The organism is Tenacibaculum sp. UWU-22, assembly GCF_041021355.1.
GTDB lineage: Bacteria > Bacteroidota > Bacteroidia > Flavobacteriales > Flavobacteriaceae > Polaribacter.
Map to the genome: position 1 here is coordinate 867,780 of NZ_JBFNGP010000001.1, position 16,650 is coordinate 884,429.

13 protein-coding genes and 3 pseudogenes are annotated in these 16,650 nt (G+C 31.5%); 2 read left to right on the plus strand and 14 right to left on the minus strand.

The genetic code is table 11. The annotated features are described in order from the left end of the window. Positions 1–209 precede the first annotated feature (209 nt). Positions 210–849, plus strand: a pseudogene (locus AB2B44_RS03860) (transposase); the annotation flags it as partial. A gap of 388 nt (positions 850–1,237) precedes the next feature. Here the strand turns inward: AB2B44_RS03860 and AB2B44_RS03865 are convergent. The 8 genes from AB2B44_RS03865 to AB2B44_RS03900 form a co-directional block, all read right to left on the minus strand. After that, positions 1,238–2,614, minus strand: coding sequence for a glycoside hydrolase family 25 protein (locus AB2B44_RS03865; RefSeq protein WP_369048234.1), 1,377 nt, complete (start codon positions 2,612–2,614; stop codon positions 1,238–1,240). 6 nt (positions 2,615–2,620) lie between these two features. Further along, positions 2,621–3,163, minus strand: a complete 543-nt coding sequence (locus tag AB2B44_RS03870; protein WP_369048235.1) for a hypothetical protein — start codon at positions 3,161–3,163, stop codon at positions 2,621–2,623. 113 nt (positions 3,164–3,276) lie between these two features. Further along, the gene (locus AB2B44_RS03875; protein ID WP_369048236.1) at positions 3,277–4,770 is read right to left on the minus strand and encodes a hypothetical protein; all 1,494 of its coding nucleotides are present in this window, start codon (positions 4,768–4,770) and stop codon (positions 3,277–3,279) included. A gap of 17 nt (positions 4,771–4,787) precedes the next feature. Beyond that, positions 4,788–5,030 carry a hypothetical protein gene (locus tag AB2B44_RS03880; protein ID WP_369048237.1) on the minus strand — a complete coding sequence of 81 codons (243 nt, stop codon included), beginning with the start codon at positions 5,028–5,030 and terminating at the stop codon, positions 4,788–4,790. Between the two features lie 490 nt (positions 5,031–5,520). After that, the gene (locus AB2B44_RS03885; protein ID WP_369048238.1) at positions 5,521–6,261 is read right to left on the minus strand and encodes a LytR/AlgR family response regulator transcription factor; all 741 of its coding nucleotides are present in this window, start codon (positions 6,259–6,261) and stop codon (positions 5,521–5,523) included. Between the two features lie 2 nt (positions 6,262–6,263). Further along, positions 6,264–7,946, minus strand: a complete 1,683-nt coding sequence (locus tag AB2B44_RS03890) for an ATP-binding protein (protein ID WP_369048239.1) — start codon at positions 7,944–7,946, stop codon at positions 6,264–6,266. Beyond that, positions 7,946–8,503: a hypothetical protein gene (locus tag AB2B44_RS03895; protein ID WP_369048240.1), complete on the minus strand. Its 558-nt coding sequence runs from the start codon at positions 8,501–8,503 to the stop codon at positions 7,946–7,948. Before AB2B44_RS03895 ends, AB2B44_RS03890 begins: the two co-directional genes overlap by 1 nt. 6 nt (positions 8,504–8,509) lie before the next feature. Then, positions 8,510–8,656, minus strand: coding sequence for a hypothetical protein (locus AB2B44_RS03900; protein WP_369048241.1), 147 nt, complete (start codon positions 8,654–8,656; stop codon positions 8,510–8,512). An 853-nt stretch (positions 8,657–9,509) separates the two neighbouring features. Between AB2B44_RS03900 and AB2B44_RS03905 the strand changes: the two are divergent. After that, a pseudogene (locus AB2B44_RS03905) lies at positions 9,510–9,614 on the plus strand (transposase); the annotation flags it as partial. A 379-nt stretch (positions 9,615–9,993) separates the two neighbouring features. On the opposite strand, the gene AB2B44_RS03910 reads toward AB2B44_RS03905, so the two are convergent. The 6 genes and pseudogenes from AB2B44_RS03910 to AB2B44_RS03935 all read right to left on the minus strand — a co-directional run. Further along, entirely contained in the window at positions 9,994–10,122 is a 129-nt protein-coding gene (locus AB2B44_RS03910) for a hypothetical protein (RefSeq protein ID WP_369048242.1), read from the minus strand. Between the two features lie 754 nt (positions 10,123–10,876). Next, positions 10,877–12,064, minus strand: a complete 1,188-nt coding sequence (locus AB2B44_RS03915; protein WP_369048243.1) for a hypothetical protein — start codon at positions 12,062–12,064, stop codon at positions 10,877–10,879. Positions 12,065–12,147: 83 nt separating this feature from the next. Further along, positions 12,148–12,870 carry an iron-sulfur cluster repair di-iron protein gene (ric, locus tag AB2B44_RS03920; protein ID WP_369048244.1) on the minus strand — a complete coding sequence of 241 codons (723 nt, stop codon included), beginning with the start codon at positions 12,868–12,870 and terminating at the stop codon, positions 12,148–12,150. An 8-nt stretch (positions 12,871–12,878) separates the two neighbouring features. Beyond that, positions 12,879–15,125, minus strand: a complete 2,247-nt coding sequence (locus AB2B44_RS03925; protein WP_369048245.1) for a nitric-oxide reductase large subunit — start codon at positions 15,123–15,125, stop codon at positions 12,879–12,881. Positions 15,126–15,187: 62 nt separating this feature from the next. Continuing rightward, the gene (locus tag AB2B44_RS03930) at positions 15,188–15,622 is read right to left on the minus strand and encodes an Rrf2 family transcriptional regulator (RefSeq protein WP_369048246.1); all 435 of its coding nucleotides are present in this window, start codon (positions 15,620–15,622) and stop codon (positions 15,188–15,190) included. Between the two features lie 291 nt (positions 15,623–15,913). Continuing rightward, positions 15,914–16,477 (minus strand): annotated as a pseudogene (locus tag AB2B44_RS03935) (IS3 family transposase); the annotation flags it as partial. Positions 16,478–16,650: the final 173 nt, after the last annotated feature.

A 16,650-nucleotide genomic window follows, 5' to 3' on the forward strand; every position in this document is an offset into this window, starting at 1 on the left:
AAACCGTTACAGTTTTAATTAGGATTAAAGTTATAAAAATCTCTCAACAAACGGCCGTTTGTTGAGAGATTTTCTTTTTATAGGTTTTTTCTTTTGATTTTAGGTTGGTTATGCATTTGCTCTGGCGTTAATAATTGGCAAGAGATATGCGGTCTTTTAGTATTATAAATAACGTGAGTTCGACGTAAGAGATATAGGTTTTATATAGGAAAAAAGACGAATTATTTACCAACGAGTTTTTAAAGCAGTTTAAAACTGGCGAGGAACTCACAGATTTTTTGAAGCAACTTCAAAAACGAGGCATTGAAAAGATGCTAGAAGGCGAGTTAGATAGCTATTTAGGTTATTCTAAACACGAACAAACTAGTTTTAATAACACACGTAATGGTTTTACTAAAAAGAAAGTGAAAACTAGTTTTGGCGAATCAGATATACAAGTTCCCCTAGATAGAGACGCTAGTTTTAACCCCATGTTAGTACCAAAACGTAAGAGTATGGTAGATGGCATTGAGAATGTCATAGTATCGCTCTATGCAAAAGGAATAAGTAATGGTGATATTGAACAACAAATACGCGAAGTCTATAATTTTGATGTGTCTAGCAGTACCATATCAAGAATTACGGATACTATAACAAACGATATTGTAACGTGGCAGAACAGACCTTTAGAACCTGTTTATTTAATTGTTTGGAGGGATAGCATTGTGTTTAAAGTTCAAGAGAACTCTAAAGTGATAAATAAGACAATCTACATTGCTGTAGACTTGCGTAGAGACGGTAAAAAAGAAGTGTTAGGTTCGTCGGTTAGGAAAAAATGAATCCGCAGCCTTTTGGATGCCTGTATTAACCATATTTGAAAAACGGGTGAAACTCTAAAAAAGTTAAACCCGCCTTAATACGTTTACACAAAATTTTGGATAGTGTCAATAAAATCTAACCCAAGTTATTTTAACTTACACACTTTTTAGGATAATGTCTTTCCTATATAAAACCTATAGCTCTTACGTCGAACTCGCGTTAAATTAGGATAGTAGCCCAAATGTTGTACTTGTAACTTGAACTTACGTTTTATGTTTGTATTAAATTTTTTGGGGAGCTTACATTATCAGTTATTTTATAGTAGTTATCAAAATATGATATCATCATTTAATAGTTTCATAAATATAGAGGTTTAAACTTATGTCAAACAGCAATTAATTATTCATGGTTATTAATCACTCTATAATTTAACATGATATTAGTTAGGAAGCTGCTTTAAACTTTTAAGAGAACCATGATATTCATCTAAATCTATCCTTTTCGATTTTATATGATACCTATTTGTTTTTTGCCATATTTTATAGCCTTTATCTTTCCATAGTATGGGTAAGTTTGGTTGTTTAAGTTTTGTATAATCGGCTACCCAAAGGGAATAATCAGATATTTTTTTATCTATTAGATATTTATTAGCAAAACTCGTATTGGTGTATATAATAGGTTTTTTTGAAATTTCATTTTCAATGTGGTTTAAGAAAATAAGTAAGTTTTTATTTAAGATTTCTTTATCAATATTAGAGTCCTCTGGCAAACTTAATTTTTCGATGTCAACAACTGGAAGTATATCATCACTCAAGTAGTTATTCTCCTTTAAGGCCTGCAGAAAATAATTAGCTTGCCTTATTGGGTTATCATCTACTATGTAAAAATGATAAGCTCCACGAGCTATTTTCTTTTGCTTTAGATATTTCCAATTAGTACTAAAATCAGGGTCTGTAAAACCTATTCCTTCAGTTGCTTTACAAATAACAAAAGATATGTAGTCAGGGAAATCTTTATCTAATAAACTTCCTTGATAATGAGATAGATCAATACCATAGTGCACCTCATTCGTATCTGTGTTTATAGTTTCATTTTTTGGTTTTTCTACAGTTGAAGATATATAAGTGTCTCTTTTTTCAATATAGTTTTGTGCTTGCCTATTAAGCCACAAATGAATAATGAATAGCAGACTAGTCAATAAAAAGTGAATAATTGTAATATAATCGCTTACCTTACTAGTATTTTTTTCATTTTTTGAATTTCCAATATTACTATTCGTTAGCTTTTCTTTATTTTCAGCTAATAAATCATTAAACTTTTCAGATAAAATATATGCACCTGTAAGATTTTGCAAGGCTGATTCATAATAACTATCTTTATAAACAACACCTTTTAAAACTAAAGCTCCATTTTTATCAAAAATAGAATCGGGATGCATAGAGTACCATCCTCTATCATTTAGAATTATTCGGTCGCCTTGTATTCTTGGATAATGAAAGTCTGGATGGATAGCGCACAATTTCTCATTGGTTAGGGTTCCGCCTAAAGAGTATATATATTCATTATCCTTTAAATATTTTATTAAGGCAACAAGTCTCCAAAAACTACTTGTAAAGGCGTTATGCCTTTCTACTTCATTGTAGGTAGTATCTTCACAAAAAAGTACAGCATAACGATTTATATTTTGAATTATTAAAGCGCAATTTTTAGCACTCGTAAAAAATGTTTCTTCCAAAATAGTTTGTATTTCAAAACTTCTGTTTTGCTTTGAAATTTTTTGAATAATATCATTATGCTGTGCTAATAATCTATTCATTAGGTTTTAGCTTTTAGACAAACTCCAATTATACGTCATTCCTCTTTGAGGGTCATTTTCTATAGATATTGGATTTTCATTTAATATAAATCCTTCTGGTATTGAAATTTCTCCTTCTTGAAGAACTTGAATTAATTCATTACAGAAATTTTTACAATTATTAAACAATAAATCATAATGCCCCCAATATCTATCTAAGTATCTTGCAAAGACACATGCTGAGCTCTTCCACAATAAATTTTGTGAGACATGGGCGGTTTGATTAATAGCAGTTGGTTGACCATATCTATTTATAAAATTTTGTCTATTTCTATCAATCATTTTGAGATGAACTCCACCTGTGATTATTGCAGAAGACGATTCTTGAGAGGGATTTGTAGTTCTTCCATCTCCTTTATAGATGTCAATTTGATAAGAAAGGTTAGCACTTGTATTGAATGCTCTAATTGCATCATGAGCAGTAGCTCCCAATGAATACCTTTCAAAGCTAAATGTGTAGAATGTATTATTTGCTAAAAAATTTTGATTTGTTTTTAGTGTATAATTCATTTTATATATTTTAAATTCCCCTACTCTATTTAAAATTAGGCTTTTCGGGATACACCTTTTTTAAGGAGTGACTTTAGTTGCCACTCCTTATTTAATGATTTGTTATTCAATTTTTAAGAATCCCCTCCATCTGAGCTATCCCCACTTGTACTACCAGAACTAGTATCATCGGCACTTCCCGCCTTGTTGAATTTGTTAGGGTAGTATTTGGACATCCAAGCACGGGCAATCTCGGCCTGTGTTATAGGTTTAAGATAATAATTAATAGGTACTCCCAAGTTTTGACCACCTTCTACACATCTGTTTACATAATCTTCGAGGGCAGTCATCATAGAGTTAGTATCAATAATCTGATTCTGAGCATCATCAATCGTAGAGACGCCACTAAGAGTAGACTGGATAGTAGCGTTTTTCAAACTTATCATTTGTTGTCCTGTTCGGGCTGCACTAGCGGCTTCTCCTATCGTATTATTTTCACTAGCAGTAGCACCTTGCAATGTAGCCAGTTCTTCCATTGCCTTATCTGGGCTAAAGTCCGTAAAACTGTCTACTGCCATTTTTACCTGATTGGATTTAATAGAAGGAATAATGCCCATGGTGATTAATGAACAGTGTGATGTTACATTCTGGGTACTAAGCAAATTTTTAGCACTATTAGAGAATGACTCACTTACTCCAAATCCACCAGTACCTGAAGCAAACCAACCCCCAATATCAAAGGTTGCTTGCATTGAGGCAGCAATAGACTCGATACTTTGGCTAGATTGACTTTCAGTAGTATTGAGTATATGTACCATACCCACAAATGCTGAACCATAAGTAGCTCCAGAGAGGATATTGAAAGACTTATCGTTTTTAGTGTCTAAATTAGCTTCAATTTTTGCAATGTTTTCAGGACTATTTGTTTTTATCATATCATCGGGAAACATAGCATTCCATGTTCTTACTGCTTTATCGACATCTAGAATATAGGGTGCAAATACTTGTGCATTCTTATGTGTACAAGTTATTGCAACCACCAAAGTTCCTGCAATGCTATGACGTGAATGTTGGCTGTTCATTTGCGCCTGTGCACTTGCACTTGCTTGTGAGGATTGTCCTTCTCCAAATATACTTAGAGATTCACTAACGTAAGAAGCTACAGTTGAAGCATGGCTTTGGGAGCTTTGTGAATTTTGGTCAAAAGAAAAATACTGGCAATTCATTTGCAATGAATCTGACGAAATTGGCATTTGTGTAATTTTACTTTTGTTATAATCTATTGGGCTCTCAAAAGAATCATTTACAGTACTTACCTTGCTCTTTAAAGGTTGAATAGCTTTTTGAGCAGCAATTTTTGCTTTTCCATAATCTACTGCAGCTTGCTGAATTTGACTGTTTATATCTTGAGACTCTTTAATGAGGTCTGTAGTGTCAACGCCCATATTAATCATCTCTTGGATTGTCATATCCATGCTTCTTTTGAGTGTAATTAATGAATTTAAGTTACTTTCTGCAGCATCTGCAGGAGCTTGCAAATTTGATATTTGAATCGCATTTTGCAGTTTTTCCATTGGGACAATATTCCCAAGTATTAACGATGGATCGTAAGGAATTGTAGAAGGCATAATATTAAATTTAAAAGTTATTTAGAAAAGTCTATTGTTTCTCCTTCATGGCATTCAAATGTTTTTGGCATTCCACCATTGATAGATACTATTGCAGAGAAATATTTGTGTGTTCCAAAATTTGGGTCGCCATCCATGGTTTGATTAGTTACGGTAATAACAGGCGACTTATTTACTAGTTGTTGCACAATGCTTGTAACATCTATATGTTTAGCTCTGTCTTCTGAGCCATACGATGCTTTTAAAATATTAAAAATCAATTAATTAAAATTTATAATTATTCCTACTCTATTTTAAGCTTTTCGGATTCCGCTTTTTCTTTTTAAGAATGTTGATTGATATATGATTGAACAAGGGTTATAAGATTGTTTATAGTGTTTTCTGAAATCATTATTTCTTATTTTGATTAGATTAATTATGAAACAAAGTTGAAGAAATAATTGAAGGAAAAATCAGAAAAGTAGGTAAGCGTACATTAGAGTATAGTAAACGTACAATTCACCAAAGAGAAGTTTGAGAAGTAATAAAAGAAACTCTTTTACCCATTGTGCATTTTTATTTTTTATTTGATATTAAAAATCAACACTTTATAAATAATATTGTTTTTGGCATATGAGAATATGAATCAAATTTCAGCTTGACTTCTTTTTAAATTTGTGAAAAGCATTAAATTCAATATTTAAGTAAAAACTTAAAATGTTTATTATCAGTCATTTACAGTTAGTATTAAAATACACAACGGGTGCTCTTTTATTTAAGTATATGTCGCCAATTAGATAATGCCCTTTTATAACGATCGCTTATAGGGAGTTGCTTCCCAGATTCAAGATATAGTGTATTCTCTGTTAGATTAAATTCTTTAATCTTATTACTATTTACCAGATATTTCCTGTGTATATGTTCAAAATCTTTGGAGTTAAGAATCTCTTTAATCTTTTTTAGCGATAAACGTATCAGGTGTTTTTTAGAATTGGTCTGTATTGTACTGTATATATCATCTACAGAGAAGTATTCAATATCATCTATATTTATTTTTAAGATTCTACTTTGGTTTTTAACAAAGAAATAATTAGTATTAAGGATCGCTTCAGATTTTTTAGGTAAAAAAGCGTCTTCTTGATGATGATATTTTTTAATAATAAGTTCTATGGTGTATTGTAATTCAAAATTATTAAAAGGTTTTAATAAATATGTATATGGATTAGTTAGTTTAGCTTTTTCAAAAATAGCCCTTCCATGCATTGCGGTAAGAAAGATAAAGGGAAATGAAAGTTTATTTTTATCTAAAAATTTTGCAAATTCAATACCACTGGTTTTTTCTTCTAAACTAATATCTATTATTGCAACATCAAATATAATTTCACTAATCATTTCTTTAGCACTCTTAACATCATAGGATATAAAAACACTATAATCATCTTTAAGAGCTTCTTGAACTTTTTGAGCATCTTCTTTATTATCTTCAAGAAGTAAAATATTAAGAGTTTGCATAACTAAACTTTAGCAATTGGTAATTTAATAATTGTTTTTAACCCTGAATTATTGGGTTTGTTCATAAAAGTTATTGAACCCTTATTTAGTTTAACAAGTTTTTTGCATAGTATAAGCCCTAGTCCAATTCCTTTGGAACGATTAACCTTTTCTATAGATAAATCTTCATTTTCTTTTAATTCTTTCAGAATATTTTCAGAAATACCTGGTCCATTATCACTTATAATAATTTCACAATATGAATCGTATTCTTTACTATTAATATCAATTACCCCTTGATTAGGAATATATTTTATGGCGTTATCTATTAGATTTCTGAAAGCAATTTTTATTAACTCTTTATCTATAAGGACAAAACAATTCTCATTAACCGAATTATTTATTATAATTTTTTTGTTTTGACTACGAGATTTAAAATCTATAAGCCAGCTGCTTATTAAAATTTTTAAAGTGTGACTTTCAGGGTAAAATTGAAGTTGATTATTTTCTTGTAATGTCCAATTAAGTACATTATTTAATAGATGAATTGTATTCTCAGAAATCTTCTTATTTTCTTTTGAACGCAAAATTGCTGACTCCAAGTTATTGTTTTCCAAATCATCTATTATTTCTTTGTTTTTAACTTCTAAAAGATTTAGTGGAGACCTTAAATCATGAGAAACTACTGAAAACAAAAAATCTTTTAGGTGGTTAAGCTTAATGAGTTGTTTTTTCTGTTTTATAGAAATTCTGTAAACAAAAAATAAAACTCCAGATAGCAATAGAAAAATTGCTGTTCCAATTATAAACCAATTTCGCTGTTCTCTTTGAGTTTCTGTTTTAAGTTTTTCTAGCTCAACTTCTTTTTGCTTTAATGTAATTATGTTTTGTTTATCTCTTTCAACTAAAAGAGAAACTTTGTCTCTGTTCCAAATAGAGTCTTTCCACATCATACTCTCCTCAAAATAAGCCATACTACTCTCAAAATTTCTTCTATTTTTTTCAACAATGGCCAAATTTTCTGAAGTAGTTTGTTTAACATTAAAGTCAGAAATTAATTGAGCTAAATTATATGCATCCTTAAAATAACTAATAGCAATATCATCTTTATATTGCTCGTAATATATGTTTCCAATATCAAGTTTAGAGTATATAATACCTATTGTATCTTTTTCTTGTATGTTGATTTCTTTCTCTTTTTTTAAAAATTCTTCAGCCTTGTCGAATTGTTCTAAATGTAAATAAATCACTCCTCTATTATGATAAATTATTTTAAGTTTTGTGTTGCTTTTTATTTTTTGAGATTCAGTTGCCTTATCATAAAAGTACAAAGCTTCATTAAAGTTATTTGTTTCTAAAGCAATACCACCAAGATTATAATATACTAAATGCATATATGGAAAATCAGTGCTTATTTTATTAAACTTCTTTTTGGCAATGGAATAAAATCCTTTTTTATAAGCAGTTACTCCGTAAATGAAATCTATATAATCATTTATATCTTTTGAATTATCAGATAAAGAAGCTTCACTGCAATATAGATAAGCTGAATCTGTTACTTTCTTAAAATAAAATGAATGTGTCTTATGAAAATTAGGGTACTTACCTTGGCATATCTGTTCAATTGAATGTTTCAGCTTCTTATCATTAATATTGTTTTGTGCACAAAGTGATAGTGAAACTAATATTACAAAAAAACATTTCATTATTTTTCTTTCCTGACAGTCGTAACCGTTCCTCTTGATGTTCTAGGATCTATATTTTCATTTCTTACCAAAATTGCTTCAGCTTCAACATTATAATCAGGATTTTTTAGTGAGTAATCAAATGAGATTCTGACTAGATTAAAATCCTCAATATTGTTTTCAGCTTTAAAAAGAACTTCAAAATCTCTGCAATAAACCCTTTGGTTACCTCTGTTCGAATTGATCCAAGTAGGAATTCCGATTAATCCATTATATTTTAGATACACAGAGTCTACTATTTCAATTTCTTTTTTTTTGGTTTTTTCTTCTGAAGCTATGTCATTTTCAGGTTCAGGGGGTCTATAAGGCAATAATATTGAACTATCTGGTTGTATTTTTATCAACGAATTAGGAGTAGGGATATTTGTAAATATATTAACCCAATATTGATTATATCCATCACCCTCAATAATATTAGCTACTGGTTCTAAAATCCTTTCTGTAAAAGGGATTTTTCTTAAAATTTCGATTGAGGCTGAATTTATTATAATTCCTCCTATCTGTTTGTTTGCCTTCATAAGAATTTAGTTTTGGTTAAAGTTTATGATTTTCTTTTCAGCCATCTTAAGGGTTTTTAAACCTACCTCTTCTCCTTCAGCTTCATTCACAATTCTATTTCTTAACCATAGTGTTAATAGTTGTTTAACATCTAAAACTTTAGCTAACTTCAATGTTTAAGGTATAGCAGGGTTTCTATCTCCTTTTTTAAACTTACTTACTGAGTAATATCAATTTCAATTTTTGTAGCTAATTCACGCATCAATAAACCCTTAGATTTTCTTGCATTTTTAATTATAGTGCTCAATTCCATTATTAGAATTTTAAATTCTTGACATTACGTTTTCAAATATAATTGTTTTTATTACAACTGGGTCAATACTATTTCATAATATTTGTCGCAGACATAAGAAAATAAAAGAAGCGTTTAGCTTGTTGCTTTAGTATAGGAAATCGCCAATTTCAAGCACAAAAAGTAATAGCGAAACGCTCACATCAATACTGGTGTGGGCTTCCCTATTTTTGTGCAAAGTGTTTAGCGATGCCTCTATAGTGAATAGGTTAAGTTTCGCACCTTCTTCTTTTAAATTGATAATCTTCACTTACGGCGGAATGAGTAAAACTAATTATTCGTCGTAATTATGAAAAACTAATTATTATTTAACGTGAGTTCGACGTAAGAGATATGGATTTTACATAGGAAAAAAGCAAAATATTTAGAAAATTAAAGTGCTTATTTTTAATTGTTTAACTAATTATTTTGCTTATACTTTCTTCCTCTAAAATTACACAAATTTTCTGTTCTATTAATGATTTTTGTTTAGAATTTGTCTCTTTTTGGCAAAAAAGTCTGTTATCTAACGGTAAAAAACGCATTCGAGTATCAAAAATGAGTCTATCTGAATTGATGACTACTCAAGTGCTGTTTCATTTATCAGGCTATAGAATTTTTTAAGGAATTTTATATTGGTTATGTATCTAAACACTTAGTGGATTATTTTCCAGATTTAGTTTCTTACAAATGCAGCAGCAGAATCTTTCAACGCCAAGATAAAAGCTTTTAGAACACAATTTAGAGGTATAAGAAATGTAGAGTTTTTCCTGTATAGATTAACTCAAATTTTTGCCTAACAACAACTTTTAGGAATAATACAAATTAATCATAAATTATAAAAATGGTTGACCTATGGTTGACCCAAAATAAAAAAGCACCTACAAATAATATGTAAGTGCTTGATTTTTAAAGTGGTCCCACATGTTTTGTTTTTTGTTACAGTATTGTGGAGTACTATACACTAATAAAGCGTGTTTCAGTATTTTGTTTTTCTTTACAAATAGTAATATATGCTCATAAAGATGTATAAAGGTTTGAGCATCAATTAATATTACAATTTCCACACTAAGATTAACTCTTATAGTTCCTGATTATATAGTATCACTATTTCTCTTGGGTCGTAAACTTCTCTTGATGTATTTTTTACTAATTTAGGATTGTCTTTAAAGTATTCTCCTAGTTGTTTTTTAAACGTAATGGGCTTAATAAAAAAGCCTCTTTCTCATTGGTGTGTTTAAAATAATAACTACTACCACTATCCGCAGGATTTCCAATAAATACAAAGCTTTCAATATAGGGAGACATTTCTCCATCTACAATCTTGTTAAGCCATAAAGGTTTTTTACTTACTTTACCTTTATGATTTATAGTGCGTAAATATTCATACCAAACTTCTCCGCTTTCATCTTCTGTGGGAATAATGATTCTTTTTAAATGGGAACTAGGAATTTTAGTGGTTTTACCTTGTTCATTTTTTATTTTAGCACTTGAGTCTTCTATCTTTTTATGAATTAGAGCTACCTTTTCTGTTCCGTTAGCATATACTAATGTGCCTTCAACATATTTTTGAGCATATCCTAAATATGCAGATAGAAAGAATTATGATGTATAGGTTCATTATTGTTTTTAGAGCGTTTTTCGGCTTTCTTTTTGGTAAATCAAAATTCGTTTTTTAACCGTTGTTTTTTAGCTTTTGTTCTAGTTGTATTCTTTTCTTCTTGTATTTAACCCCTGTTTTTTCATTCTGCTTTAAACGTTTCTCAATATATCTCGCATTTTTTTTGAGACTTCTGGCGAAATTATTTGTCGTAGGTAAGTAGGCTTTATAAATATATTTTTTGGGAAGATTTCCCACAATTAGTACAGCGACCATGCTGTTTTCCTGTTGATGAATATCCGTTTTTCTTTATATTTCCATTACAAACTCTACATACAATGTCTACAAACACAAATTTAATACATTCCCCAACAAAATGAACACATCTATTATTTCAACAGCCATAACAATATTCACACTGAACAGCTTATAATCAAAAGTTGTTTGACAGAAAAAGCATCGCTATTTCGATTTCAAAAAATGAATCAAAATAGATAAAACCCCTAAAGGCAATAAGACACTAAAAATAAACAGCCATAGGTAATAGTTTGTAATTAAACCATGTCCTAAGTAAAACCTACATCCTTGAATCAGAAGTATTATTTCTGTTAAAATAAAACCAGAAAGAAAACTGTAAATCCCGAAACGCAACAACCAATCGTTTGTCTTTTTGTTGCTCATTAAAAACGCAAACAGAAAACCCGTGATAAAGCCCAACATAACTAAATGAATAAACCCGATAACAAAATTTCTATTTAAGAAAACCACTTCAGAAAATTTGGGAACTATGGTAAACGTTTGCAAGAGAATTTTTAAGACAAAACAAGAAATACTAAAATGGTATATGTAACCTACCAGTTTAGGTTGTATTCTTAATTGGATTTTAAGCTTGTCACCTATCAGTTTAAAAAACATATATAATGCTATCAATTGAAAAATAATGCCCAAAACATTTATATAAACCAAAACCGAATATGGCAAAAACCACTGTACTGGTAAGGCAAAAGTTAATAACGTTGAGACTACCAGAACTTTGTAAAACCGCTGGAATAATTTAGAATTTTCGATTTTTAGAACATAAAAAAATATTGCTAGAACAGCCATTAAAAACCATCCATTGAACTGAAAATGAAGAAAAAACTGAATTGCGATTTGGTAGAAAGCAGATGCTTGGCCTAATAACCCAACCGCTGGCCCCAAACACCAAACACCTACTGTAGAGAAGAGCATAAACACCAAAGCGGCTTTTAGTAAGTACCTAGTTGTTAACAAAGGAATCCTGTGGTTTTTCCATATTAAGTACACAAAATAATACGAACAGAAAATATGCAACGTTGAAAAGATGATTGAAAATATTGCATACCCCTGAAAAGGAAAACTTAACGCCATACCTATCACGGCTATTTCGGTCATCCAAAATAAACGCCTGTATATGGGTTTTTTTTGGGGCACAAAATAATGTACCATAAGGGCGTATATCATTAAATACACCCATCCCAACATAGCTATATGAGAATGTGCGTGGGTTAAGAATCTATAATTTAAACCTATAGGGCCCACAAAAGAAAAACGCAATGTTAACCCCATTATGGCCGCTATCAAAAAATTTGTTAGGGAAACAATAATATATTCTTTGGGTATGCTTCTCATATAATTCAATGAAAATAAGAAATCCCATAGTGTTTTTTTATAAACACCATGGGATTATAACATATGTAACTAAAGGTCAACTCTTAACAAAACTTACTTTCCAATTTTTCTGCAGCTGGAAAAAGAATATTGTTTTCCAAATGAATATGCAAATGCAAATCTTGTTCAAACTCCTCTAGCATTGCGAATGTTACCCTATAGGTATTGCAAGCATCTGCTGGCGGTGTATAATTAGCTGTTATTTCAGCTATCTTTCTAAATCTTACCCCTTCGTTGTCGTGTTCCTGCATCATCATGGCTATAGGGTTTTTAACAGTTCCAAAACCTGGAGCTTCCACTACTGTATTGGTTAATTCTGCTTTCACTAATTGTTTTATGAAAGGGAACAAAACCAACTCTTCTTTTTTCATGTGTTGGGCAAGTTCTCCTGCCGATGCCGTAAATAATTCATTCACTTCAAAAAGTTCGGGGTGCCTTTCCCCATGGACCTTACATAATTTGTCTAGAAATTGTTTGATCACTGGAGTTTTCTCCTCAACATAACGATGATGTTTCTTCTCTATATAGTCTATAAGTAAATCTAAGGGCCAAGATCTATAATCGATGGATTGGTTAGACTGGGTGCCTAAAACACGCTCTAAACTATCTACCAGCTCACTGGTTTCTATGCCATTTTTTTCGCAGACCTCCTCCAACGTTCTATTTCCTCTACAACAAAAATCGATGCCGTATTGGGTAAAAACTGCTGCTGTTCTAAAATCTTCAGCAACGAAGGCACCTACTTGTTTTTGTGCTATTGTATCCATAATATCTGTTATTTATTTGTTGTTATTTTATTTTTTAAAGTTAAATCGAATACAAACCAACAGGTGGTCACAACGCCTACTGCAAAAATGATATCTCCTATGGTTCTTAGCCATTTAAGGGTTATCATGGTTGGATCCTGCAATAATTCTGATGATCTTGCATACCACATACCATGCTCTATGCTTTCTATGGCCTGCCATACCCCCATAGGCAATAAGCTTAACAAAGCCATCCCCAACAATCCTAAATTTAACGACCAAAATGAAATTTTTAAAAGTTTATCGTTCCACTGTACATTTCGGTACATGCTTCTTAAAACAAATAGCATCAACCCTATACCCAGCATACCATATACCCCAAATAATGCTGTATGGCCATGCAATGGCGTGGTATTTAAGCCTTGAACATAATATAAAGCTATTGGTGGATTAATAACAAAGCCAAAGATTCCTGCTCCTAAAAAATTCCAAAAAGCAACTGCTATCATAAAGAAAATTGGCCATTTATAATCTTCTAACCATTTTGTAGCCTTAGATAGCTTGTAATTATGGTATGCTTCGTAGCCTATCAAGGTTAACGGTACTATTTCTAGAGCACTAAAAGTAGCTCCTAAGGCCATTACAGCCTTTGGTGTTCCTGTAAAATATAAGTGATGGAACGTTCCTAAAATACCACCAGACATAAAAATAATAGTAGCCAATAGCACATTTAAAGTCGCTGTTTTTGTTTTTAACAACCCCAAACGCACAAACAAAAAGGCTATCACTACGGTTGCAAACACTTCAAAGAAGCCTTCTACCCATAAATGTACCACCCACCATCTCCAATACTCTGCTATAGCTAAATTTGTGTGCCTGCCCCACATTAACCCAGAGGCATAAAAAAGAGCAATAGCACTACATGATATTAAAAACATGATGATGAGGTTTTTCTCCTCAGTTTTACGCTTTAACACAGGTAGAAGCGGTCTAACCATTAAAGCCAACCATAAAAACAAGCCAACCAATAAGAAAATCTGCCAAAATCTTCCAAGATCTACATATTCGTACCCTTGGTGCCCAAACCAAAAATTATTAACAAGATTTAATTTTTGCATTACCCCAAACCATTGTCCAGTCATTGATCCCAACACAATAATCAAAAGTGCTATAAACAAAAAGTTTACCCCAAATTTCTGAAACTTAGGGTCTTTTCCTGAAACGGCTGGAGCTATATAAAGTCCTGTTGCTAACCAAGCCGTAGCTATCCAAAAAATAGCAAGTTGGGTATGCCAAGTTCGACTAACAGAATATGGTAATATTTGATCTAATGGAAAACCATAAAACCCATTGCCCTCTACCCCATAATGCGCTGTTACAATACCTAAAAGCATTTGTAAAACCATTAATAAAGTTACAATCCAAAAGTATTTTTTCACAAGGCGCATACTTGGGGTTACGCCTTGTTTTAACAAGGGATCTTGAGCTGGTGGTGGAAGAGAGTCGTCTTCACCAGATTTTACATGGTAAAATACCAAAACTCCAATACATAAAATAAGTAAAATGATGCTTATCCCAGACCAAACCATTAAATCCATTGTGGGGACGTTGCCTACTAAATCGTCGGCAGGCCAGTTATGGGTATAACTCACGTTACTTTTGGGGCGTTCGGTTACCGTTGCCCAAGTAGCCCAAAAGAAAAAGGCGTTCATTTTATGCATTTTAGCCTCATCTTTAATGGTGTTTTTAGGAATCGCATAATCTGCCCTAAGCTTATCGAATTTTGGACTATTGGTAAACAACCCTCTATAATAGTTGCTTAAATACTTAATAGCCCCAACTCTATTCTCTGAAATAGTTATGATTTGGGTTGTCTCATTGTAAGTGTTTGGCCTTAAATCGTTTTGCAGCCTTACCTTTAAAGATGCCTGCTGTTCTTCTGTAATTGCATCGTAATTTTTACCATAATCATTTTGGGCATAAATATTTAAAATATAAACGGCTTCCTTATGCAACCAATCGGCAGTCCAATCTGGCGCCACATAAGAACCATGGCCCCAAATAGAGCCTATTTCCTGTCCTCCTATACTTTGCCAAATATTTTGACCATCTTTTATATCTGCTTCTGTAAAAATAACATCGCCATTCGAACTCACTATGGCTTTTGGAATTGGCGGGGATTGCTGGTAAATTTCGAAACCATAATAACCTAGTACGCTAAACGAACTAATAATAACAACTGTGAAGAGCAGCCATAATTTCCTCTCTCTTTTCATGGATAATTTGTTTAATTAAATTTTAAATAGGATAAATTTGTCTTTTTTATAAATAATTTTTTTTACCGCTTTAAAAATGTGTCTCCCTCCTTAATGTCTAAGGCCAAGGTTTCAAGATTTGTACATTCCAGCATTGTTTTAAGTTCTTCTCTTACTACCTTAAATCTATCATGCATTGGGCAGGGGCGGTACTCATCGCAGGCATTAAACCCCAGGCCACAACCTTTGTAAATGCTATCTCCATCAATAGCATCAACGATATCAGACAGTTTAACATCCTTAATTCTATTCTTATCAATCTCAAACCCACCAGAAACACCTTTTACAGAGTTTATAACATTATGCTTCACAAGAGACTGCAAAATTTTAGCTGTAAAGGCCGTAGGTGAGTCAATTTTCGCAGCAATTTCTTTAGTGCTTACACGCATACCTTCGAAAGAAGACAATGCTATAAAAATGGAGGCTCTAATACCGTATTCACAAGCCTTTGAAAACATGATTTCTATTTTTAGTGCAAATATAAGAAGATTTTTCTTTTAAGGACAAAAAAGTCTTATTTAAATTTTAGTTTTGGCTTTCTCAACATCAGAATTCCCAAAATCATTAAACCAAACTTCCATATCTGTACATTTTTTGTTATTAGCAAAAAAATGGACTTGCAACAAAAAGTTAGACAATTTTTCTAAGACCTATGCCACGTTTTTAATTTGATAAAATTCTTGTTCTACTTCATAGGGCGTTTTTATATTTCAAAGAAGAAGGTAATCGTTTTCTATATGTACCATATTTTATATACTCAAAATACTGGTTTTAGCCTGTTCAACAGTTTTAAATAAATTGTCATAAACGAGTTCTATCCTTAATGTTTTAAAGAATGACTCTGCCACCGCATTATCCCAACAATTAGCTTTTCTACTCATACTTTGAGTAATTAAAGTATGAGACTTTAACAGTTTTCTAAATTCTTTTGAAGCATATTGTATGCCTCTGTCAGAATGAAAAAGTAAAGGTTGTGTTATTTTTCTTTTTGATATTGCCATTTTCAAAATAGTGATAATAGTTTGGTTTGCATGTAAACTTGTACTTAATGACCAACCTATTACCTGTCTGTCATATAAATCAATAATTATGGTTAAATACAACCAACCTTTTTGAGCTTTGATATAAGAGATATCAGATACCCAAATTTGATTTAATCTACTAGGGTTAAAGTCTCTATCCAATAAATTCCTGTAAATAGGATATTTATGGTTCGAGTTTGTAGTAACCTTAAATTTCTTCTTGTGCTTACTAATCCAATTGTTCTCTTTCATGATTTTAGAGACTCTTCGTCTGGATATACAATAATAATTGTGTCTTAATTGCTCTGCTTACTTCTGTTAAATTCTTATTTTATCAAATCTGTAAACAAACTATGACCCAATGCTTTTTTACCAAAAAGGGACAAATTCTAAACAAAAATCATCAATAGAACAGAAAATTAAGATGCAATTAATTCAGAAAAGTTTTAGCATATGTTTGAGCT